This window comes from Photobacterium sp. SKA34 (assembly GCF_000153325.1).
GTDB lineage: Bacteria > Pseudomonadota > Gammaproteobacteria > Enterobacterales > Vibrionaceae > Photobacterium.
Genome location: NZ_CH724144.1, coordinates 196,010 through 219,228 on the forward strand (window position 1 = coordinate 196,010; position 23,219 = coordinate 219,228).

The following is a 23,219-nucleotide window of genomic DNA, read 5'->3' on the forward strand; positions in this document are numbered from 1 at the left end:
CCAGCAGCGTCAAATACTCAGCATCGCTCTCGTGACGAAGTTTCTCAAGGGTTAAGTCAAGCAAGACGTAAACTTGCTGATGATAAGGTACAGTTGAACCAATCCACGGCGCAGAAATTTGCTAGCGTGTTACAAAACTATGCCTCCACCCAAGAGCAAAATGAGCAACCTAATGAGGTTGATTCTCTTAGTGCATTACTTGATCGCCAATCTAAATTGCGCGAGCAAGGGGATAGTCACAGCTTATATTCAGAAGTGAATGCATTTCGAAATGACAATAAGCCAACCTACAGTTCACAAAATGAACGAGCATCGCAACAAAAGGCTGGCGGATACTCTCGTTACTCTGACCAACATTTTGCAGATGCTCCATCATCAACCTCACCATTATTTCAGCGTCGTCAGCCTGAAACGAATAAGCATGATTTAGATATCGGGGATTACCGTCGCCCATCATCAAAGCAATATGAACGCGATCTATCAGTCGGCCGTGGGTTATTAAATAACCATGATCATGGTATGAATGGACGTGAGCAGTCACCGCAAAAGCCACGATTAGATCCTTCTCGTTACGAGTCTAAAGCACAACCTAGTAAAGATGAGTTGGATCAAGTGCGATCTGAAATGAACTCTATACGTCGCTTATTAGAACATCAGCTATCAGGCTTAATGTGGCAAGAAGTTGAGCGCCGCGAACCAATGCGCGCCATGATGATAAAACGTCTTGAAAAAATGGGGTTATCAGAGCAATTAGCCGATCAATTAGCGTGTTATATCCCTGAAGATATTCAACCGAATGAAGCATGGCCTGCATTACTTGATTTGTTATCGGATCAAATTATTACTACCGATGATTGTATTTTAGACACTGGTGGTGTGGTGGCTTTATTAGGCCCAACAGGTGTAGGTAAAACCACAACAATTGCCAAGTTAGCTGCACGTGCGGCAATGGAGTTTGGTCCTGAGCAAATTGCTCTAGTGACGACAGATACATATCGTATTGGTGCTCATGAGCAATTAGCGACTTATGGTCGAATTATGGGTTGTCCGGTAAGAGTTGCTAAAGATGCTGAAGAACTTGCCGATATCTTACATCAGTTGCGACATCGTCGATTGGTATTGCTTGATACCGCAGGGATGGGGCAGCGTGATATTCGGTTATCTGAACAGCTAGACACATTAATGAAAAACAGCGGAGCGCATATTCGTAGCTACTTAGTGATGCCAGCGACATCACAGCGTCGAGTGTTGCAGGAAACGATTGAACATTTTCGTCGTATTCCGCTTTCTGGTTGTGTATTAACAAAGCTTGATGAGTCATTAAGTTTAGGTGAGATCATCTGCGTGGCGATTCAAAATGCATTACCTATCGCTTATTTAGCGGATGGTCAGCGTGTACCAGAAGATATCAAAATAGCATCGGGGAACTACATAGTTTCACGTGCTAATGAATTATTGGAGATAGAGATAAGCCAGCAATCACATTTCTGGTCTAGTGATAGTTCAGATAATAAGGCGGCAGATTATTATGATTGAGAGCAGAATGTACGATCAAGCAAGCGGTTTACGTCGAATGACTCAGTTAACCTCAACCAAAGTGATTACTGTAACCGGTGGTAAAGGTGGTGTCGGTAAAACCAATGTTACGCTAAATATGGCGATGTCGATGGCACGTCAAGGTAAGCGCGTCATGGTATTGGATGCTGATCTTGGCCTTGCGAACGTTGATGTGATGCTGGGACTTCGTGCTGGGCGTAACTTATCTCACGTTTTGGCGGGTATCTGTGAGCTGGAAGATATCATTATTGAAGGCCCATACGGGTTAAAAATTATTCCTGCTGCTTCGGGTACTCAAAATATGGCAGAGTTAACACCAGCACAGCATGCTGGGTTAATTCGAGCTTTTGGTAATTTACAAGACGATCTTGATTTTCTATTGGTAGATACCGCTGCAGGTATTTCAGACATGGTGCTTAGTTTTGCTCGCGCTGCGCAAGATGTACTAGTTGTTGTCTGTGATGAACCAACATCAATTACGGATGCTTACGCATTGATTAAAATTTTAAGCCGTGAATATGATGTTCAACGCTTTAAAATTGTTGCGAATATGGTGCGTAGTTACCGTGAAGGACGCGATCTGTTTACTAAATTGACGCGTGTTACTGAACGATTCTTAGATGCTAATTTAGAGCTCGTGGCGTGTATTCCGCTTGATGATAATGTTCGACAAGCCGTTAAGCGCCAAAAAATAGTGGTGGAAGCTTTCCCTCGTAGCCCTGCTGCATTGGCGTTGAATTCATTATCAACCAAAGCGATGACGTGGCCTGTTCCACATAACCCTGGTGGACATCTTGAGTTTTTTGTTGAGCGTTTATTAATAAAACGTTCTCAGGCCATGGAGGTGCCATACAGTGAATAAAGCGATGGCTTATGGTCAATACCAGCAGAGTCCACAAGCATTTATCGAACGTTACTCATCGTTAGTTAAACGTATTGCTCATCACTTAATGGTTCGTTTACCGCCGAGTGTTTTAGTGGAAGATTTAATTCAATCAGGCATGATTGGTTTACTTGAAGCGCAACAAAATTACGATCCTACGAAAGGAGCAAGCTTTGAAACGTTTGCCGGAATTCGTATTCGTGGGGCAATGCTTGATGATATTCGTCGTGGTGATTGGGTTCCTCGATCGGTATATAAAAATAGCCGAAAGATAAGTGAAGCGATATCTCACCTTGAAAATGAATTGGGGCGTGATCCTAATGACCAAGAAATTGCGCAATATCTCGATATGCCTTTAGAACAGTACCATCAAGCATTAAATGATGTTAATTGTGGACGCTTAGTCGGTATTAGTGATCTTGGGGTGGCAGAAGATACCGTCGCTAATGAAGAAAGTATTGGTGAAAATAGCCCCTTTCAAGGTGTTGTTGATGATAACTTTCGTGCGTCATTGGCTGAAGCGATAAAAACCCTCCCAGAGCGAGAGGCGTTAGTGTTATCACTTTATTACGACGAAGAGCTTAATTTAAAAGAAATTGGTGCGGTAATCGGTGTTAGTGAATCACGAATTTGTCAGATACACAGCCAAGCAATGCAGCGATTACGTGCAAAATTAACAGCATGGACTGCTTAATAATTATTTATTTTTAGAACTAGAAGAACACTGGCTCTCAGTGGAGGCAAACTTGAATAAAAACATGAAAATTCTCATTGTTGATGACTTCTCAACAATGCGCCGTATTGTTAAAAACCTGCTTCGTGATTTAGGTTTTAACAACACCTTAGAAGCAGATGATGGATTAACCGCTTTACCAATGCTTAAAAAGGGTGATTTCGACTTCGTTGTAACGGATTGGAACATGCCTGGAATGCAAGGTATTGATTTACTTCGTCATATTCGTTCTGATGATCAATTGAAGCACTTACCTGTATTGATGATTACTGCTGAAGCAAAGCGTGAGCAGATCATTGAAGCCGCACAAGCAGGTGTTAATGGTTATATTGTTAAACCATTTACTGCAGCAACGTTGAAAGAAAAATTGGATAAAATTTTCGAACGTTTGCAGTAACGATCGCTAACAATAACCATCAGTAGTGCATAAGGACGATAAAGAAGCATGATTTCACTTGAACAGGCAAAACAGCTTGTCAGCTTGCTAGAAAATGGACAACAAGCTGAAGCCAATTCGCTTGTACAAACATTAGTTGCCGATAGCCATGAACCAATGTTTGCAGAGGTGGGTAAAATTACTCGCCAGTTGCATGATTCTTTAATTAATTTTCGCCTTGACCCCAGGGTTAACGATTTAGCGAAAACTGATATTCCTGATGCTCGTGAACGATTGCTTTATGTCATCGATAAGACGGAGCAAGCTGCAAATAAAACGATGGATGCCGTTGAAAGTACGTTACCTATTGCTGATAAACTGCATAACACGTTATTGCAAGTACACCCTCAGTGGCAGCAATTAATGGCAGGTAAGATTGGTCTTAGTGAATTTAAAACATTATGCCACGATATTGATTTATTACTTGTTCAAGTTGAAGGTGATAGTAGTACGCTGCGTACCCATCTTACTGACATCCTTATGGCTCAGGACTATCAAGATCTCACTGGACAAATCATTCGACGAGTCATTGAGTTAGTTCATGAAGTTGAAGATAGGTTAGTTGAAATTCTAAAAGCTTTTGGCATGGAGCAAGACGCGAATACTGTGATTGATGATAAAAGAGACGCCTTAAAGCCTGAAGGGCCAATCATTAATCCAGAGCAACGAAATGATGTTGTTGAATCACAAGATGATGTTGATGATTTACTTTCGAGTCTTGGATTTTAGGGGAAATTTATGAGCTTTGATTTAGACGAAGATATCCTGCAGGACTTTTTAATAGAAGCAGGTGAAATTCTTGAATTGCTTTCTGAACAATTGGTAGAGCTTGAACGAAGCCCCGATGATTCTGAGTTATTGAATGCTATTTTCCGTGGTTTCCATACGGTTAAAGGTGGTGCAGGATTTCTTTCTTTAACCGAACTGGTTGATGCTTGTCACGGTGCTGAAAACGTTTTTGATTTACTGCGAACAGGCAAGCGTAGCGTAACATCTGAGTTGATGGATGTTATTTTAGAAGCGCTTGACTGTATCAATGTGATGTTTGAACAAGTGAAAGAGCATCAGCCTCTTGATCGTGCCGAGCAACGTTTATTAGACGCCTTACATTATTATAGCCAGCCAGCAACAGCAGATGAACTAGCTCCTATTTATAAGCCCGCTGAAGTTCCATCGGTTGATATTATTGCAGAGGTCACGCCAGAACCTGCGATCACATCAAATAATGATAATGTTACTACCGGTAGCAGTGTTGATGACATGACGCAAGATGAGTTTGATCGCTTACTCGATGAACTTCATGGTACAGGCCAAAGCCCATCTAAGCCAACGACACCAGAACCAACTGCGCCAAATAATGTAGATGCACAATTAAATTTTGATAGCGGTGATATTACTGATGATGAATTCGAACGTTTATTAGACGAATTACACGGTTCTGGTAAAGGGCCGGGGAACAGTGATACGCCAGCATCAGATGTTGCAATACCATCATCTTCAATATCATCATCAGTAACACCATCATCTACCGTGCCTGAAGATACAGGTGCCGGTGATAGTGATGATTTGATGACAGATGATGAATTTGAACGTCTACTTGATGAATTGCATGGTGCCGGTAAAAGCCCATCTCTAGAAGAACAAGCGTCTGCTGCACAATCAACAGCGAATGATTTAACCGAAATTGAAGCAACTGTTCCTTCGGCTCAATCAACAGCGATGGTCACCCCCACTCCTGCAGTGCATCAACCGCCAGCAGAGCGCTCAGCTAAACCTGTTGCGGTCAAAGAGAAGTCAAAACCACAAGCGGATGCGACAGTGCGTGTTGATACCTCAACGCTTGATACCATTATGAATATGGTCGGTGAATTGGTTTTAGTACGAAATCGTTTAGTTAGCCTTGGTTTAAACACCAATGATGAAGAAATGTCGAAAGCAGTATCAAATCTTGATGTTGTAACGGCAGATCTTCAAGGCGCTGTGATGAAAACGCGCATGCAGCCAATTAAGAAAGTATTTGGTCGTTTTCCTCGTGTTGTACGTGATTTAGCGCGTAGCTTAAAGAAAGATATCGTACTGGAAATGCGCGGTGAGGAAACAGATTTAGATAAAAACTTAGTGGAAGCTCTTGCTGATCCTCTAGTTCACTTAGTACGAAATTCTGTAGATCATGGTATTGAAATGCCAGATGTTCGTGAGCTGGTAGGTAAGCCTCGCACCGGAACAGTATTACTTTCAGCATCACAAGAAGGCGATCATATTTTACTTACCATCGAAGATGATGGTGGCGGTATGGATGCAGAAAAGCTCCGCAGCATTGCAGTTGAGCGCGGTGTGATGGATGCTGATGCCGCTTCTCGTATTACTGACAATGAAGCGTATAATCTCATTTTTGCGCCTGGCTTCTCGACCAAAAAAGAAATCTCTGATATTTCTGGTCGTGGTGTAGGAATGGATGTTGTAAAAACAGGGATTAATCAGCTCAATGGTTCAATTCATATTGATTCAGTGCTAGGCAAAGGCACTCGAATTGATATTAAAGTACCGTTAACACTCGCTATTTTACCGACACTAATGGTAGGTGTAGGTGAACAACCATTTGCATTGCCATTGGCGAGTGTTAATGAAATATTCCACCTTGATTTGAATAAAACCAATACTGTAGATGGTCAATTAACGATTATTGTTCGTGATAAAGCGATCCCCCTGTTTTATCTACAAGATTGGTTGTCAAATATGACTGTCGGTACAAATAAAGATCGTGGCCATGGTCATGTCGTTATTGTTCAAATTGGTCATCAGCGAATTGGTTTTGTGGTTGATACCTTAATTGGTCAAGAAGAAGTCGTGATAAAACCACTAGATAGCTTACTTCAAGGTACGCCAGGTATGGCTGGTGCAACAATTACCAGTGATGGTCATATTGCATTAATTCTTGATGTGCCTAGCTTATTAAAACACTACGCTGGTCATTAATTAGCACGACAAATAATAATAAAAGAGGGGGGCGATGACCCCCTTTGTTTAAGCGTTTCAACGGGATGAAAGTAACATGGCAGTTAAAGTATTAGTAGTTGATGACTCAAGTTTTTTCCGTCGAAGAGTAAGTGAAATAATTAATGCTGATAGTCGGCTAGAAGTTGTTGGCAATGCCGTTAATGGCAAAGAAGCGGTAGAGTTAACCCAAAAACTGCAACCAGACGTGATCACAATGGACATCGAAATGCCCGTGATGGATGGTATTACAGCCGTTCGCGAGATCATGAAAGTTTCACCGACTCCGATCTTAATGTTCTCTTCGTTAACTCACGATGGTGCAAAAGCGACGCTTGATGCACTTGATGCTGGTGCGTTAGATTTCTTGCCAAAGAAATTTGAAGATATTGCGCGAAATCGTGATGAAGCCGTTGAACTGCTTCAAAAACGTGTTGCCGAGCTGGCACGTAAACGTATTTTTATGCGTCGAAGTGCTACTACACGTTCAACATCTATTCCATCATCGCCATTAACAAACACTCAGACATCGACGACGAAACCACCGCTAACGTCACGCCTGCAGGCTGAACCTTCATCCATTTCATCTTCAAGAGGTGCGCGTGTATATGTTGTAAAACCTGTATTACGTTTTAAAGCGTCAGGAAAAAAATACCAGATTGTTGCCATTGGTACATCCACTGGGGGCCCTGTCGCATTACAAAAAATATTGACTCAGCTACCCGCTAACTTTCCATATCCGATAGTTCTTATTCAGCACATGCCCGCGACATTTACAGCAGCTTTTGCTGCACGATTAGATCAGCTGTGCAAAATCGGAGTGAAAGAAGCGGAAAATGGAGATATGTTGAAACCTGGTATGGCGTATCTCGCTCCAGGCGGTAAACAAATGATGCTTGATGGTCGACCTGGTGCATCAAGGTTACGTATTATTGATAGCGGCGAGCGCATGAATTATAAGCCATGCGTTGATGTTACATTTGGTTCTGCGGCCAAAGTATATCAAGATAAAGTCCTATCCATGGTATTAACTGGCATGGGAGCTGATGGTCGAGATGGTGCAAGAATGCTAAAAAATAGTGGTTCAACTATTTGGGCGCAAGATGAAGACAGTTGTGTGGTATACGGTATGCCTCAAGCCGTTGCTAAAGCGGGCATATCAAGCCATGACTTACCTTTAGATCGTATTGCTGAATGTATGTTAATCGAATTAGGTTTACAGTGAGGATCAAGGGGTGATTGTTTGGAGTATTGCTAATCAAAAAGGTGGGGTGGGGAAAACCACAACCACGATTACATTAGCAGGATTGCTGAGTGAGCAAAATAAGCGTGTTTTATTAGTCGATACCGACCCACACGCATCGTTAACAACGTATTTAAATTTTGATTCAGAGCAAGTACCCGCCAGTTTATTTGATTTGTTTCAATTACCCGCAGTGAATAAAGCCAGTGTAAAACCACTTATTCTTAAAACTGCATTTAATAATATTGATATTATTCCTGCTCATATGTCACTGGCAACACTTGATCGTGTCATGGGAAATCGGAGCGGTATGGGGTTAGTGTTAAAAAAAGCCCTACATAGCTTGGTTGATGACTATGATTATGTACTGATAGATTGCCCACCCATTTTGGGGGTTATGATGGTCAATGCATTGGCGGCGAGCGATCGTATTCTTATTCCAGTACAAACAGAGTTTTTAGCCATGAAAGGCTTAGAAAGAATGATGAGAACGTTACAAATTATGCAGCGTTCTAAGCCGTCTGGTTTTAATGTCACGATTGTTCCGACCATGTACGATAAACGAACACGGGCATCACTCCAAACGTTGCAAGAACTTAAGGTTCGTTTCCCTGAACAAGTTTGGGCGTCAGCGGTACCTATTGATACAAAGTTTCGCGATGCCAGTATAAAACATATGCCACCATCATTATATGCCCGAAACTGTCGTGGTGTTTTTGCTTATAAAACGTTATTAAAATATGTAGAACGGTTAGACAATCATGCATAGTAAGCCACTTTCAAGTGATCAAGCCTTAGATGATTATTTTTTTGATTTATTAGAAGAATCAAATGAAGTTGCTGTATCTGCGGAGATTCAAGATCCTGTTTTAGATGTCGATAAACTAAGTATTGAAAATGTTGAAGTAGCACCTACATTAATTCAACCTAAGTTAAATGTATCAAAGCCACAGCCTAATGTTGCTGTTGATTATGCAGAGTCGTCAAATCGACAAGATATTGAACGATTATTGAGTAAGGTTGATGAAAATTATGTTGATGATATTCAGGAAAATGCCGTACAAACTGCAAGTTCACAACAAATTTTTTCAAAAACAGAACAAGTAATACCAGAGCAACTAACTTCTATTAAAGAAGTAGAACCTACGTGTGCTAGTGCTGAGAATATAGCGGAATATACCGTTGAAATAGAGGTTGTTGAGAACACTACAATTGCTGAAGATACAGGGTTAATTCCTCCAGAACAGTGGGCACATCATGGGATGGAGCAAGCGTTTCAAGCTCTATTTTTTGAAGTTAATGGTGTGACATTTGCCGTTGCGCTCACTGAGTTGGGTGGTATTCATCAACTTGGCGAACTTAATCGTTTACTCGGACGTCCCAATTGGTATTTGGGCTTACAGTCAACACGCGAGCAAAAGTTAGATGTGGTTGACACCGCACGTTGGGTTATGCCAGAGAAGCTCGTTGGTGATGAGTATCGTGATAATTATCGTTATATTGTGATGCTTGGCGATAGCCAATGGGGGCTTGCTAGCGATAAACTGCACGGAACCAAGGTGTTGAATGGAAATGATATTCGCTGGCGAGAGAAGGCAGGAAAACGGCCTTGGCTTGCGGGTATGGTAAAAGATAAAATGTGTGCACTTATTCATGTTAAGGCGTTGATTACGATGCTAAACAATGGATTGGATGTAAATAGTATTGTGTAATACAGGACCTTAAGAGGGAATAGCATGTCACAGGTAAATATCGCTGAGATCCAAAAAGACGGAGCGAATGATCAGGTTCTGCAATGGGTGACATTTCAGCTAGAAGATGAGACTTACGGTATTAATGTTATGCAAGTCCGTGAGGTTTTGCGCTACTCAGAAATCGCGCCAGTTCCAGGTGCACCTGATTATGTGCTCGGTATTATTAATCTTCGCGGCAATGTCGTTACTGTTATCGATACTCGCTCTCGTTTTGGATTAGTCCCAGGTGAGATATCTGACAATACACGTATTGTTATCATTGAAGCAGAAAAACAAGTGATTGGTATTCTTGTCGATAGTGTTGCTGAAGTTGTTTATCTACGTAGTTCTGAAATTGATAGCACACCAAGTGTGGGTACCGAAGAGAGTGCTAAGTTTATTCAAGGCGTAAGTAACCGTGAAGGGAAATTACTTATCTTAGTTGATCTTAATAAGCTTTTATCTGATGAAGAATGGGATGAGATGGCGTACTTGTAATGAATACTGTTCTGCTACAGTGGATACCTACTGTAATTAGTGTCTTAGCGGTTATAATCTTTACTGTGTTATTGCTTCGCGAGCGTAAAGCGCGACGGAGTTTAGAAACAAAATTTGCCGCCATTGAAACTGTATTGAAAAATGCCCGTCTTCAAAATGAACGCTTGAATAAAGAGTTCAATGAATTGCGTGCAGGTACAATGGGTATGAGCCACAAATTGGCTGATATGTCACATCAGTTAGAAGTCGTTGAAGATCGTCAAACAGAGATCATGATGAACGATCCCGAAGGGCGTTTATATAGTCGTGCCAGTAAAATGGTAGAGTTGGGTGCTGATGTACATGAACTGATGAATGAGTGTGATTTACCTAAAGCAGAAGCTGAACTACTGCTTCGCTTACAGCAGACGATGCAAAAACACCGTCGACGTTAATCGTTATACCGATATATCAATATCTTCAAGCCCTTCCCATCCTGGAGGGGTTTTTCCGTTGAGGTACCATGAAAAGGCAATCAGTTCGGCAATAATCAAATATAACTCTTGTGGGATGTCATCGCCGACATCAAAGCTATTTAGATATTTTGCCAGTACGGGATCTTGATGAATTAAGCCTCCGTGCTGTTTCACTTGTTCAATAATATGTTCAGCCAATTGCTGGTGGCCTTTGGCAGTAATATAAGGTGACTTTTCACCATCATATTTAAGTGCAATCGCATGCGTGGTTGTTTTTTTATCTGTTGTCATTAATTAGACCTTAATCAATAAGCCATTAGAAGTGGCTAGATTGTCATTAGACTCTTTATCTGAAGCTTTCAGAAATTTAGGGGATTCGCAGTTAATTCCTAACTGAGCCATACGAGAAAAAAGTAGCGGTGATACCTGCTCTATTTTATGTAACAACAATGGATTAATTGTTTCGAATAGAGTTGTTAATGTGCTGTTTTTCCATTGGGCTGTAACATTTAGTATATCTATTGCACCAATAGGTAATGCCAATTTGACCGTCCAACAGGAATTGATATTCTTGACGGCATTTGAGCTTGAATCTTCATGCTCATTTTTTATTTTAATATCAATAGATTGGTTGTTATTTATCGGCCATTGTAGATAAATGCTATTGGTATCTTGTGTACGTTGTATTTCAGGTCCTCGTTGTTCAGCGGCAAGCCTTAAAAGAGCGGGAATATCTTGCTGTTGTTCAGGGCTTAACGTTTTTAACCATTGGTTTAACAGGCTTTGTGGTTGAGATAGTTGCTGTAATAACTGAGCTAAAGGTCTTCGTTCTCCACCTTGCTGTAACCAATGGATTAAGCTAGCTTGATTTTGAGGTGCAAAAAGCTGCTGGAAAATAGTATTCAGGCTGTTAGAGGGGGGGACTAATTTAGCTGTACCTGAGTCTAACGGGGTAGATAAAAGTGTGACAAAACGTTGCAAGCTGTTTATGGATAACAATAATTGCGGTAATTGAGAAATAAGATTTTGCTCTTTTCCTCCAGGGCTATTAAATAACGGCGATTGGCTATTTATATTACCGGATAAAGGTTTCTCAATTTGAGCCGATTTTACTGGGCTAGGGGGATTAGATGGCGTTGAATTGATGCGCATTCTTTTCACATTTACTTACGTTAGCTAACGATGAATATGTCCGTAGTTTAGCTAAATTATTAGCCATTGTGGTATCATGCGGACTGATTTGTGACATCTAGGATACATCATTTATATGTTGTCTGTAGCAGACTTAAGCTGTGTTCGTGACGAACGTTTATTGTTTGATGAACTCAGTTTTACTATATCAAGTGGCGAGTTAGTTCAAATTGAAGGCCATAATGGTGCAGGTAAAACTACACTGTTACGTATCATCTCTGGGTTAGGCCGCGCTGATAGTGGACAAGTATTGTGGAATCAAGAAGATATTCAGGTTGCACGAGAAGATTACCATCAAGAGTTGTTGTTTCTTGGTCATCAAACTGGTGTAAAGCGTGAACTTACCGCCTTTGAGAACTTGGCTTTTTTTCAAGCAATGCATAAATGTAATCAGGGCTCAGATCTCAAGGGTTCATCACAAGTTATGGGTGAGGACGCATTATGGCAAGCATTGGCGCATGTCGGGTTAGCTGGACGTGAAGATGTTCCAGCAGGGCAATTATCGGCAGGTCAGCAACGCCGTGTTGCATTAGCGCGTTTATGGTTAAGTAATCATAAGTTATGGGTGCTTGATGAGCCATTAACGGCGATTGATAAGCAAGGTGTCAAGGTACTTGAAAACTTGTTTTTATCTCATGTTGAACGTGGTGGCATGGTGTTATTAACCACGCACCAAGATATGTTTACAGATAGTAATCATTTACGAAAAATTAAGTTAGGGCAGTGATCACGGTGCTTAATTCTATTGTTCAAATTATTCGTCGTGAATTGTTAATTGCTTTTCGTCGACGTGCAGATGTAATGAATCCATTGTGGTTCTTTATTATTGTGATCACTTTATTTCCATTAAGTATCGGTCCAGAGCCTAAATTGCTTGCACGTATAGCTCCTGGGATCATTTGGGTGGCAGCATTGTTAGCGGCGTTATTATCAATGGAACGCCTGTTCCGTGATGATTATGCAGATGGTTCGCTTGAGCAAATGTTATTAATGCCGACACCATTAGCGGTATCCGCATTTGCAAAAATGCTAGCGCATTGGTTATTGACAGGTCTACCACTTATTCTTATTAGTCCCTTATTAGCGATTTTATTATCCCTAAACTGGGATACATGGGTAGCTGTTGTACTCACATTGCTAGTGGGTACACCAACATTAAGCTTTTTAGGGGCAATTGGTGTTGCGTTAACTGTTGGATTACGAAAAGGTGGCGTTTTATTGAGCCTGCTCATATTACCTTTATATATACCTGTGCTTATATTCGCCACCTCTGCAATAGAAGCTGCAGGCCTAGGGATGGCATATAACGGGCAACTAGCATTAATGGCGGCAATGTTGGTGGCGTCTTTGACTTTAGCACCGTTTGCGGTTGCGGCCTCGCTAAGGATCAGTGTGAACTAAATCAAGAGTGGGAGCGATGATGTCTTCCATTTTGCTGATTTATCCAACCAACAGGTAGAAATTTATAAGGTTAAGTGATGACACAAAATCCTATTACTTTGTGACTGAACTTGGCTTTAATGACGTATTTATAACTATATAACGAGTAGAAAGCATTATGTGGAAGTGGTTACATCCCTACGCTAAAGCCGAGAATACCTATCGCTTGTGCGGTAAGTTACTCCCTTGGTTTTCCATTATTAGCTTAATTGCCATTGTTGTCAGTTCTATTTGGGGCTTAATGTATGCGCCAGCAGATTATCAACAGGGTGACAGCTTTAGAATTATTTACTTGCATGTTCCAGCTGCAATTTGGTCTATGGGCGCTTATGTATCAATGGCTATTGCTGCGTTCATCGGTTTAGTGTGGCAGATTCGATTATCGGATATGGCTGCTGCTGCGATGGCGCCAATTGGTGCGGTGTTTACCTTTATTGCACTGATCACTGGTGCTATTTGGGGCAAGCCAATGTGGGGCACATGGTGGGTATGGGATGCGCGTTTAACATCTGAACTCATTCTTCTATTTTTATATCTTGGTGTTATTGCGTTGTATAACGCTTTTGATGATCAAAAAACAGCGGCCAAAGCGGCGAGTATTCTGGCGATTGTTGGTGTGATCAATATACCGATCATTCACTTTTCTGTTGAGTGGTGGAATACCCTTCACCAAGGTGCAACCATTACTAAATTTGCCAAGCCTTCTATGTCAACAGATATGCTGTGGCCGTTGCTGATTGGTATTATCGGTTTTGCTTGTTTCTTTGGTGTGGTGACTATGATCCGCCTTCGTAATGAAATTCTGATTCGCGAAAGTCACCGCCCTTGGGTGCGTGAGCTAGTGAAGTGAGGTTAGTATGCATTTTGATTCTATGAGCGACTTTTTTGCAATGGGTGGCTACGCTGCTTATGTATGGAGTTCATTTGGCATCTCATTTGTGGCGATGCTATGGATCCTCTTTTCTAGTATGGCTACTCATCGTCGCGTATTAGGTGATATTAAAAATAAAATCGCACGTGAACAACGTATTAAAAATGCGAAAAAGATGGAGAATACCTTATGAATCCAAGACGTAAGAAGCGCTTCGCTTTAGTATTGGCGCTTGTTTTAGGCCTTGGTGCTACTATTGGTTTAGTGCTATATGCGTTGAATCAAAATATGGATTTATTCTACACACCAACAGAACTTGTTAATGGTAAGCCTGATGGCACTAAACCAGAAGTTGGTCAGCGTTTACGTATTGGTGGCATGGTGGTGAAAGGTTCTGTGAAGCGTGATCCTGAATCTTTAGAAGTGAGCTTTAAAGTGGCTGATGTAGGCCCTTCAGTGACTGTAACTTATGATGGTATTTTGCCTGATCTCTTCCGCGAAGGGCAGGGTATTGTCGCGCAAGGTGTACTCGTTGGTCCAACAACAATAAAAGCACACGAAGTACTGGCTAAGCATGATGAAAATTATATGCCGCCTGAAGTCGCTGATGCGATGAAGAAAAATCACTCAAAACTTCAATATACTGAAGAACAACTACAAGGTAGTGCTCAATGATCCCTGAAATAGGCCATTTTGCCCTTATTACTGCCCTCGCCTTATCGGTACTGGCCAGTATTTATCCGCTATATGGCGCTGCAGTCGGTAACCAAGCAATGATGCGAATGGCACGACCATTGGCATACGGTATTTTTGCTTTCTTATCTTTATCTTTTGTTATTTTATGTTGGTCATTTTATAACAATGATTTTACTGTTGCGTATGTAGCCAGTAACTCGACAAGTTTATTACCGTGGTATTATCGCATTACAGCGGTATGGGGCGCGCACGAAGGTTCATTACTGCTTTGGGTGCTTATCCAAGCGGGTTGGGCTGCTGCCGTTGCGCGTTTTAGCCGTGATATGCCACTAGAATCTGTTTCTCGTGTCTTATCGGTAATGGGTATGATCTCAGTGGGTTTCTTACTGTTTATCGTCATTACTTCTAACCCGTTTTTACGTACGCTACCGATATTCCCTGTTGAAGGTCGAGATCTAAATCCGTTATTGCAAGATCCGGGTCTAATTATTCACCCGCCAATGCTTTACATGGGCTATGTTGGTTTCTCTGTTGCGTTCTCTTTTGCTATTGCATCGTTAATGACTGGTCGTTTAGATACAGCTTGGGCACGTTGGTCTCGTCCATGGACAATCGCTGCATGGTCATTCCTAACAGTAGGTATTGCACTAGGTTCATGGTGGGCTTACTACGAACTTGGCTGGGGTGGCTGGTGGTTCTGGGATCCAGTAGAAAACGCATCATTTATGCCATGGCTTGCAGGTACTGCGTTAATGCACTCGCTTTCGGTAACAGAAAAGCGTGGCACATTTAAAGCGTGGACGGTACTGCTTGCGATCTCTGCATTCTCATTAAGCCTATTAGGTACGTTCTTAGTTCGTTCGGGCGTATTGGTTTCTGTACACGCATTTGCATCAGATCCGGCTCGCGGTATGTTTATTCTTGGTTTTCTTGTGGTTGTTATCGGTGGTTCTTTACTACTGTATGCATTACGTGGTGGTCAAATCCGTTCTCGTGGTAACTACAGCTTGTTTTCACGTGAAAACCTATTACTAGCAAACAATATTTTACTTATTGCAGGCTTAATGGTTGTACTTATTGGTACATTATTACCATTAGTACATAAGCAAATTGGTTTAGGCTCTGTTTCTATCGGTGTACCTTTCTTCAACATGCTATTTACATGGTTGATGATTCCGTTTGCCTTTATTATGGGTATTGGTCCTCTTGTTCGTTGGAAGCGCGATAATTTCAAACATGTTCGCAAGCCAATGATTATTTCGGCACTGATCACGATTCCATTTTCATACCTTGTTATTTACTTTACGGCAAGTGTGGTTGAACCGCTTGCGGTGTTAGGGATGATGATGGCTGTTTGGATCATTGTTATGCATGGCTTTGAGTTATTCGAGCGTGCGACACACCGCCATACATTTGTTGATGGCTTAGGTAAATTAGGTCGTAGCCATTGGGCAATGGTGTTAGGCCATATAGGTTTAGCGATATCTATTATTGGTATCACGCTAGTATCTAACTACGATATCGAACGTGATTTACGTTTAGCGCCGGGTCAGTCTGTTAATGTGAAAGGTTATGATTTCCATTTTGCTGGATTACGTGATGCAGATGGTCCTAACTATGACGGTTATATTGCTGATTTCAATATTAGCCGTCGTGGTATTAACGTAACAACACTGCATGCAGAAAAACGTTTCTACAGTGTTGCTGGCTCTATGATGACAGAAGCGGCAATTGATAGCGGTATTACTCGTGACTTATATGTTGCTATGGGTGAGAAGCTTGGTGATGGCGCATGGGCTGTTCGTATTTACTACAAACCATTTGTGAACTGGATGTGGGCGGGTGCATTGTTTATGGCGCTAGGTGGTGCATTAGCGATCAGCGATAAACGTTACCGTTTCCGCAAACCTGCAACAGTGAGTAATAAATCGTCAGAGGAAAAATTAACCCATGAATAAGAAATTCCTCTTTATTCCGTTAGTCCTGTTCATTGCACTGGTTATTATGTTTATGGTGCAGTTAACCCGCAATGCTGATGGTGATGATCCAACAAAATTAGAATCGGTATTGGTTGGCAAACCGGTTCCAACGTTTAAATTAGAAGATTTGTTTCAACCAGGAAAAGAGTATCAACAAACGATTTTCAAAGGTGAGCCATTATTGCTTAACGTTTGGGCGACATGGTGTCCGACATGTTATGCAGAGCACCAATACTTAAATACGTTAGCGAAACAAGGCGTTAAAATCATTGGTCTTAACTACAAAGATCAGCGTGAGAAAGCAATTGGTTGGTTAACTGAATTGGGTAATCCTTATTTACATACACTTTATGATGGTAACGGTATGTTAGGTATGGATTTAGGTGTATATGGTGCACCAGAAACATTCCTTATTGATGCTAACGGTATTATTCGTTACCGCCATGTGGGTGATGTTAACCCTGAAAATTGGAAGGAAACGCTTGAACCGTTGTACAACAAGTTAAAAGCGGAGGCAAAAGGTTAATGAAACGTTTATTTGCCCTTGTTATAGCTGCAACGATTGCGTTAACCGCGGCGTTACCAGCATTTGCATCGATTGATGTTTATGACTTTAAAAATGCGGAACAAGAAAAGCAGTTCCAAGAGTTAACAGCAACATTACGTTGCCCTAAGTGTCAGAACAATAATATTGCTGATTCAAATGCGACCTTAGCGCAAGATATGCGCCAGAAAACATTTGAGCTTCTTAAAGAAGGCAAAACCAGTCAGCAAATTATTGATTACATGATTGCGCGTTACGGTAACTTTGTTACGTACAATCCGCCGATGACAGCTTCGACTGCAATTTTATGGGTTGGTCCTATTCTGTTTATCGTTATTGGCTTTACTGTTCTGGTTTATCGTACGCGTAAAAACGGCAAAAAAGTTGAGCAGGCTCAATTAGATGAGGAAGAAGCTAAACGATTAAAAGCACTGCTTGCAGAGATGGAACAGCAAGATGCTGAAAGTGTTGATACTCAATCAAAGGTAAACAAATGACGCTGTTTTGGATTATAACTGCAGTCTTAGTGCTTATTGCGATAGCATTTTTTGCTGTGCCTATGTTGTATGGTAAAGAGTACGATGATGTAGCAAGCCGAGATGAATTGAACAAAGCATTCTTTAAAGATCGTATTCATGAACTGGAACACGAATCTTCAGAGGGCTTGGTTGAGAATCGCCAAGAATTAGTTTCTGAGCTTCAACAGTCACTGTTAGATGATATACCTGAAAGTGAAGTGAAGAAATCTGTTCATGTTAGCGCTGGGATGTTGCTACCTGGCATTATCTTAATTGTTGGTGTGAGCTATGGCATGTACGCCTCTGTGGGGGGGATTCAGAAAGTAGAAGCGTGGCATGATGCGGTAAATCGTCTTCCTCAACTTTCTCAACGCTTACTGGGTGATAATGCAGCCAATGAACCACTGTCTGATCAAGATATGTCTGATCTGACTTTAGCATTACGTACTAAATTGCACGATGACGGTGATGATCCTATGGGATGGTTATTGTTAGGGCGTATCGCAATGGCAAACCGTGATGGTGAAACTGCTGAAATGGCAATGAAAAAAGCCTATGACTTAAATCCTGTCGATGGGGACATTCAGTTAGGTTATGCACAGTCATTAATGCTAAGTGGTAAGCCAGGCGCAAGTGATATGGCTCGTCAGTTATTACGTAATGTCATTAAGAAAGATCATACTAATGTGCAAGCATTATCGCTATTAGCTTTCGATGCGTTTGAGCAAAATAAATTTGAACAAGCGATTGCTTACTGGACGATGATGAAGAAACTTATCGGACCGGATGATTCGCGTGCACCTATGCTTGAACGTAGTATCGAACGCGCAAAAGAACGTTTAAATGCTGATGATAAAGCGAAGGCAATAGCAAATGGTTCAGCTGCGTCAGTGACAGCAGAAGCTGCACCAAAAGCTAGTGCTGAACAAGCAAAGCAGCAGGTAGTGGCGACAATTTCACTAACGCCAAACGTAGTGATGCCAAAGCAGGGCGATATTATTATTTCTGTTCATAGCGCTGATGGTGCACCAATGCCAATTGCGGCGGTAAAGCTACCACTGACAACGCCTTTCCCACTAACGATTACGTTAACGGATAAAGACAGCATGATGCCGCAGCGCAAGCTATCGTCATTATCTGAAATGATTGTCCGTGCTCGTATTGATAGTGATGGTAACGTCATGACGAAACAAGGTGACTGGTATGGTGAAAGCCAGAAAGTGATGCTTGGTGGTGAGACAAAAGTATTAATTAATAGACAATATTAATTCAATACTGGAACAAATAGTGCAGGCTGGATATTATTGTCCAGCCTGCTTTTTATTGGATATATGTTTTGAATAGAATTTTATTACTTATAATTTGGCTTTCTCTGGGGTTAGTCGGTTGTGCGCAAACCCAAGATGAACCGTCAAAACAAATTACCTCAAACAATATTACTGATCATATTGATGCTGACAGTAATAGTGCTAGTAATGGCGTTTATGACCCTTTAGAGGGGTTTAACCGTGCTATGTGGGATCTCAATTTTAACTATTTAGACCCGTATGTAGCCCGTCCAGTATCAATGGCATATGTTAATTACACGCCAACGCCTGTTCGTAAAGGCATCATGAATTTTTTATCGAATTTAGATGAGCCCGCGAGTATGGTCAATAGCCTGCTGTCGTTAAATGGCAAAGCTGCGGTCACCCATTTTAACCGTTTTTGGATTAATACAATTTTTGGATTGGGTGGTTTAATCGATATCGCATCAGCGGCTGATATAAATAAACCAGCAGATCGTCGATTTGGCGATACGTTAGGTTATTACGGTGTACCAAATGGCCCTTATTTGATGTTACCTGTTTATGGCCCAGTGACGTTCCGAGGTTTTGGTGATACTGCTGATGAACTTTACCCAATGTTCAGCTTATTAAATGTTTGGGAAGGACTTGGTAAATGGCTTTTTCAGGGGATGGAAGATCGCGCTGCTTTAGTGCAACAAGAAGCTATGCTAGAAAACTCACCCGATCCATATGTATTTACACGTGATGCATATGTTCAATATAAAGACTTTATCGCCAGTGATGGCAAAGTTGATCAAGAGCAACAAGCAGATACTTTTGATGATAGTTATCTTGATGAAATTGATGATCAGTAACGTTAGTTGACTAAAAAGACCTCTTAATTGAGGTCTTTTTATATGTAGTATAGTTTTTAACTAGATTGTTTTGAGCTAAAAATGTCATTTGGGCTGCGTGTATTGGTAAAGTGAACTTTTATCAATATAAACAAAAAAACGCCTCTTAGTTAGAGACGTTTTTTATAAAATAAAGTTTATTTTACTTAGAAACGGTAGCTTGCTTGCACACCAGCTAACCATACATCACCAGATGTTGTGCCAGCGAAAGAAAGTTTAGTTGGTTGTTGAAGTAGGCCGCTAGCTAGGCCATTAATATTTTTATCTGTTTCGTTTAGGTGCGCTTTCTTCGCATAAACGTAGGTAATGCCTGCATCTAATGTTAAATTCTTAGACCATTGGTAACCCGCACCAAGACTTAACCAAGTACGATCTGTTTCTGGAATGGTTTGAGTTCGGTGGGCTTCATCAACTGCGGCCATGTCATAGGCTATACCTGAGCGAAGTGCTAGTTTGCTGTTTACTTGGTAAGTAGTACCAATCGCAAAGCGGTAGTTGTCTTTCCAGTTTTCTTCTTTAATTAGATCGTTACTGTGCGACCCAAGAGCAGGGATATTCGCTTCTAATTTTTCAAAACTGCTCCAATCTGTCCAGTTGATACTGGTATGAATAGCCCATTGATCGGTTAACTGGTGGAAGGTTGCAATCTCTGCAGATGCTGGAAGTTCAAGCGGTAATGAACCCGGTAAAGTTTGGTTGTTGTATGCAAGGCCGCTAGCGTGACCACTAAGGTTTAGGTTAACTGCTGAGCGATAGCTTACGCCAATACGGTTTGCTGAGTTAATTTGCCATGCAGCACCTGCTTGCCAACCCCATGCATTATCTTCGCCTTCCATATATTTAAGATTTTTACTAGCTAAGCCTTGATCATAAATATATTTCTGTTGCGGTGACAACATTCCAGAAACGGCTGCTGGAAGTGCGCTTGGCAGTGCTGCACCGAAGTGGCCTTTTGCCATAATATAACGTACACCGGCACCGACGCTAAATTGGTCATTAATTTTGTAACCAAGGTTAGGGTTGATTTCAACGGTATGCACTTCTGCTTGGTTACCGAACATGGACGCAGTGAAGTCAGTACCAAGATCAGTACGCATACCAAAGTTTGTGCCAAATGATAGGCCTAATGTTGCTTTATCGTTCAATTGACGAGAAATATAAAAATTGGGAATAACGGCACTATTAGCAATATCACGCGATTCAGTTTGATCTATAGTTTGATCATTAAGCTGTAGATTCCCTTTAACATCAATATTTGGGTCAACGTAAATTGCCCCCACTGATATTTGCGTACCTTCAAGGTATGTCAGCATTGCAGGGTTACGGAATTGGGCGCTGGCATTATCAGCCATTGCCGCTTCGCCCGCAAATGCACGACCAAGGCCTGTTGCGGAATATTCTGCTAATTGGAAACCTGCTGCTAGGGTGTTAGTGCTCATGCCTAATGCTAGTGCAGCAGTTAAAGATAACGTAATTTTATTTTTATTCATCATTTTTATATTAATCGCTAATTGTTCGCTGAATCTAAGTCGCGAATAATACCCTTAACAATTAATAACGTGACGATTTATCGCTATGAATTCTCGTTATTGAAGTAATAAACTATTAAATGATATTTTTAAGATTTATATCCGTTATTTTTTGTTCGCTATTTTCTGGCTGATCTTTTTTCAGCGTACACTTGTACCAGTTATTGCGTTGTTATGGTTGTTATTTTTACAACTCATGGTCATCTAAAGTGAATATATGATAATGAAAAAAGGGGGGGATGATGGAGAAAAGATCAAAAAAGGAGCCAAACGGCTCCTTAATTTTAGCGATTAGGTGTACTCTGAAATTAGAATGAACGGCTGTACTGTAGACCGTACAACCATGCATTCGCACGAGTTGTGGCAGAAACTGAGGCGTTTCCTAACACTGGTACTGGCTGAGATTCGTTTACTTTAACGTCTTTACCGATCAGGTAAGTTACACCAAAGTCGATGGTTGACTTGCTGTCTAGGTGGTAACTAAAACCGCTAGATAACCAGTTACGATCTGAATCAGGTACAGAAATAGACGTTAGTTCATTCTGTGCACTTGTGTCATACATGTAACCAGCACGAAGAGTCCACTTGTTGTTTAGGTAGTAAGTGCCACCAATTGAGTAGTGCCAACTATCTTGCCACTCGTAAGCTTTTGTGAACGAACCGCCTGTTGTTTCTAATTTGTCGAATTCACTCCAGCGGATCCATTGGATACTGTAGTGTACTGCAAATTTATCGTTTAGCTTGTTAAAGCCAGAAAATTCAGCCATATCTGGTAACGGCATTTTAAGTTTTTCATTACCAATATCATTACCTCCGTAACTCATGTCACCCTTGGCTTCAAGAGTTGGGCTGTAGCGGTAAGATAGGCCATAACGGTTGTTTTTATCTATCTCGTAAATAGTACCTAGATTAAAGCCTAGTGCTACGCCATCAGCATCAATATTTAAAGCATCTTTACCGCCTAGAATGGCGCTATTTCGGCCACGTTGAAGTTTACCTTGACCGTAAATTACGTCCAAGCCACCACCGATGCTTAGTTGATGGCTTAGACGATAAGCAGCACTAAGACCTAGGTTTATGCTTTTTACATCAGTGATTCCACCGAAGAGATCGTTTAAGCCAATTAGTCTTTGTTTACCATAATCGGAAGGGAATTCTGTTTTGGTTCCGAAATTAGAATATAGAGATGCACCGACAGATAATTTTTCGTTAATTGGCTGAATGTAGTAAATGTTTGGTGCGTAGCTTGTACCACCAATTGATGCATCATTTACAGAATCACTCATCATACTTGTTGAGAATTTTGTATCTTTAACTTTTATATCGCTATCAATGGCGATAACACCAAGAGAAAGAGCAGGCGCATCAAATAGTGTCATTGACGCTGCGTTTTTTGCCATGCTTGAGGCATTGTCTGCGATAACACCGTCACCTGCAAATGCACGTCCAAGCCCTGTTGCTGATTGTGCATTCAGTTGAAAGCCTGCAGCCATAGATTGTGATGAAGCTAAGGTAATAGCAGCAGTAATTAATGTGCGGGTGAAAATTTGCTTCTTGCTCATGTTTAGAATTATTCCTAATTGTATATATTATTGTTTTTTTATTAGCTATTTTGGCTAATTTGCGGAGATTGTAGGGGGTGTCAAGCATTGAGCAAATCTGACCAGTGTTATGTTTAGTTAAAAATATAAGTTAACGAAATTTATAGTGATTTTGGTATCAAATATCGTTATTTAT

Annotated in this window: 25 protein-coding genes; 21 read left to right on the forward strand and 4 right to left on the reverse strand. The window is 41.1% G+C overall.

Annotated features, from left to right (window positions below):
* From flhF to SKA34_RS17280, 11 genes are all read left to right on the forward strand, one after another.
* Positions 1-1,536, forward strand: a 1,536-nt coding sequence (gene flhF / locus SKA34_RS17230; RefSeq protein ID WP_006646792.1) for a flagellar biosynthesis protein FlhF, incomplete at its 5' end; no start/stop codon positions are given.
* The gene (locus tag SKA34_RS17235) at positions 1,529-2,419 is read left to right on the forward strand and encodes a MinD/ParA family protein (RefSeq protein ID WP_006646793.1); all 891 of its coding nucleotides are present in this window, start codon (positions 1,529-1,531) and stop codon (positions 2,417-2,419) included. The genes flhF and SKA34_RS17235, both read left to right, overlap by 8 nt.
* Positions 2,412-3,134 (forward strand): RNA polymerase sigma factor FliA, encoded by a 723-nt coding sequence (locus SKA34_RS17240; RefSeq protein ID WP_006646794.1) that lies wholly within the window; start codon positions 2,412-2,414, stop codon positions 3,132-3,134. The genes SKA34_RS17235 and SKA34_RS17240 overlap by 8 nt, the downstream gene beginning before the upstream one ends.
* Before the next feature lie 52 nt (positions 3,135-3,186).
* Positions 3,187-3,570 (forward strand): chemotaxis response regulator CheY, encoded by a 384-nt coding sequence (gene cheY / locus SKA34_RS17245; protein ID WP_006646795.1) that lies wholly within the window; start codon positions 3,187-3,189, stop codon positions 3,568-3,570.
* A gap of 48 nt (positions 3,571-3,618) precedes the next feature.
* On the forward strand, positions 3,619-4,338 hold the full coding sequence (locus SKA34_RS17250; RefSeq protein WP_006646796.1) for a protein phosphatase CheZ: 720 nt from the start codon (positions 3,619-3,621) through the stop codon (positions 4,336-4,338).
* A 9-nt stretch (positions 4,339-4,347) separates the two neighbouring features.
* Positions 4,348-6,585 carry a chemotaxis protein CheA gene (locus SKA34_RS17255; protein WP_006646797.1) on the forward strand — a complete coding sequence of 746 codons (2,238 nt, stop codon included), beginning with the start codon at positions 4,348-4,350 and terminating at the stop codon, positions 6,583-6,585.
* 76 nt (positions 6,586-6,661) lie between these two features.
* Complete coding sequence (locus SKA34_RS17260) at positions 6,662-7,828, forward strand: chemotaxis response regulator protein-glutamate methylesterase (protein WP_006646798.1); 1,167 nt, start codon at positions 6,662-6,664, stop codon at positions 7,826-7,828.
* A gap of 10 nt (positions 7,829-7,838) precedes the next feature.
* Positions 7,839-8,615, forward strand: coding sequence for a ParA family protein (locus tag SKA34_RS17265; protein ID WP_006646799.1), 777 nt, complete (start codon positions 7,839-7,841; stop codon positions 8,613-8,615).
* Positions 8,608-9,558, forward strand: a complete 951-nt coding sequence (locus tag SKA34_RS17270) for a chemotaxis protein CheW (protein WP_006646800.1) — start codon at positions 8,608-8,610, stop codon at positions 9,556-9,558. The genes SKA34_RS17265 and SKA34_RS17270 overlap by 8 nt, the downstream gene beginning before the upstream one ends.
* Before the next feature lie 24 nt (positions 9,559-9,582).
* Positions 9,583-10,077: a chemotaxis protein CheW gene (locus SKA34_RS17275; protein WP_006646802.1), complete on the forward strand. Its 495-nt coding sequence runs from the start codon at positions 9,583-9,585 to the stop codon at positions 10,075-10,077.
* Entirely contained in the window at positions 10,077-10,511 is a 435-nt protein-coding gene (locus tag SKA34_RS17280) for a DUF2802 domain-containing protein (RefSeq protein WP_005370338.1), read from the forward strand. Before SKA34_RS17275 ends, SKA34_RS17280 begins: the two co-directional genes overlap by 1 nt.
* 3 nt (positions 10,512-10,514) lie before the next feature.
* On the opposite strand, the gene SKA34_RS17285 is transcribed toward SKA34_RS17280, so the two are convergent.
* A complete protein-coding gene (locus SKA34_RS17285) occupies positions 10,515-10,823 on the reverse strand; it encodes an EscU/YscU/HrcU family type III secretion system export apparatus switch protein (protein ID WP_006646803.1) in 309 nt (102 codons plus the stop codon).
* A 3-nt stretch (positions 10,824-10,826) separates the two neighbouring features.
* A complete protein-coding gene (locus tag SKA34_RS17290) occupies positions 10,827-11,684 on the reverse strand; it encodes a hypothetical protein (protein ID WP_006646804.1) in 858 nt (285 codons plus the stop codon).
* A gap of 115 nt (positions 11,685-11,799) precedes the next feature.
* On the opposite strand from SKA34_RS17290, the gene ccmA reads away from it, so the two are divergent.
* From ccmA to SKA34_RS17340, 10 genes are all read left to right on the forward strand, one after another.
* On the forward strand, positions 11,800-12,450 hold the full coding sequence (gene ccmA, locus SKA34_RS17295) for a cytochrome c biogenesis heme-transporting ATPase CcmA (protein WP_006646805.1): 651 nt from the start codon (positions 11,800-11,802) through the stop codon (positions 12,448-12,450).
* 5 nt (positions 12,451-12,455) lie between these two features.
* Positions 12,456-13,124: a heme exporter protein CcmB gene (gene ccmB / locus SKA34_RS17300; protein ID WP_005370346.1), complete on the forward strand. Its 669-nt coding sequence runs from the start codon at positions 12,456-12,458 to the stop codon at positions 13,122-13,124.
* Between the two features lie 157 nt (positions 13,125-13,281).
* Positions 13,282-14,013, forward strand: coding sequence for a heme ABC transporter permease (locus SKA34_RS17305; RefSeq protein WP_006646806.1), 732 nt, complete (start codon positions 13,282-13,284; stop codon positions 14,011-14,013).
* Positions 14,014-14,020: 7 nt separating this feature from the next.
* Positions 14,021-14,227: a heme exporter protein CcmD gene (ccmD, locus tag SKA34_RS17310; protein WP_006646807.1), complete on the forward strand. Its 207-nt coding sequence runs from the start codon at positions 14,021-14,023 to the stop codon at positions 14,225-14,227.
* Positions 14,224-14,709, forward strand: coding sequence for a cytochrome c maturation protein CcmE (gene ccmE / locus SKA34_RS17315; protein WP_006646808.1), 486 nt, complete (start codon positions 14,224-14,226; stop codon positions 14,707-14,709). Before ccmD ends, ccmE begins: the two co-directional genes overlap by 4 nt.
* Positions 14,706-16,688, forward strand: a complete 1,983-nt coding sequence (locus tag SKA34_RS17320) for a heme lyase CcmF/NrfE family subunit (protein ID WP_006646809.1) — start codon at positions 14,706-14,708, stop codon at positions 16,686-16,688. The genes ccmE and SKA34_RS17320 overlap by 4 nt, the downstream gene beginning before the upstream one ends.
* Positions 16,681-17,235: a DsbE family thiol:disulfide interchange protein gene (locus tag SKA34_RS17325; RefSeq protein WP_005370356.1), complete on the forward strand. Its 555-nt coding sequence runs from the start codon at positions 16,681-16,683 to the stop codon at positions 17,233-17,235. Before SKA34_RS17320 ends, SKA34_RS17325 begins: the two co-directional genes overlap by 8 nt.
* Positions 17,235-17,750 (forward strand): cytochrome c-type biogenesis protein, encoded by a 516-nt coding sequence (locus tag SKA34_RS17330; protein WP_006646810.1) that lies wholly within the window; start codon positions 17,235-17,237, stop codon positions 17,748-17,750. The genes SKA34_RS17325 and SKA34_RS17330 overlap by 1 nt, the downstream gene beginning before the upstream one ends.
* Positions 17,747-19,039, forward strand: a complete 1,293-nt coding sequence (gene ccmI, locus SKA34_RS17335) for a c-type cytochrome biogenesis protein CcmI (protein ID WP_006646811.1) — start codon at positions 17,747-17,749, stop codon at positions 19,037-19,039. Before SKA34_RS17330 ends, ccmI begins: the two co-directional genes overlap by 4 nt.
* Positions 19,040-19,107: 68 nt before the next feature.
* A complete protein-coding gene (locus SKA34_RS17340) occupies positions 19,108-19,914 on the forward strand; it encodes an MlaA family lipoprotein (protein ID WP_006646812.1) in 807 nt (268 codons plus the stop codon).
* Between the two features lie 185 nt (positions 19,915-20,099).
* Here the strand turns inward: SKA34_RS17340 and SKA34_RS17345 are convergent, their stop codons facing one another.
* A complete protein-coding gene (locus SKA34_RS17345) occupies positions 20,100-21,443 on the reverse strand; it encodes an outer membrane protein transport protein (RefSeq protein WP_039860878.1) in 1,344 nt (447 codons plus the stop codon).
* Between the two features lie 347 nt (positions 21,444-21,790).
* Entirely contained in the window at positions 21,791-23,044 is a 1,254-nt protein-coding gene (locus SKA34_RS17350; protein WP_006646815.1) for an outer membrane protein transport protein, read from the reverse strand.
* Positions 23,045-23,219 lie beyond the last annotated feature (175 nt).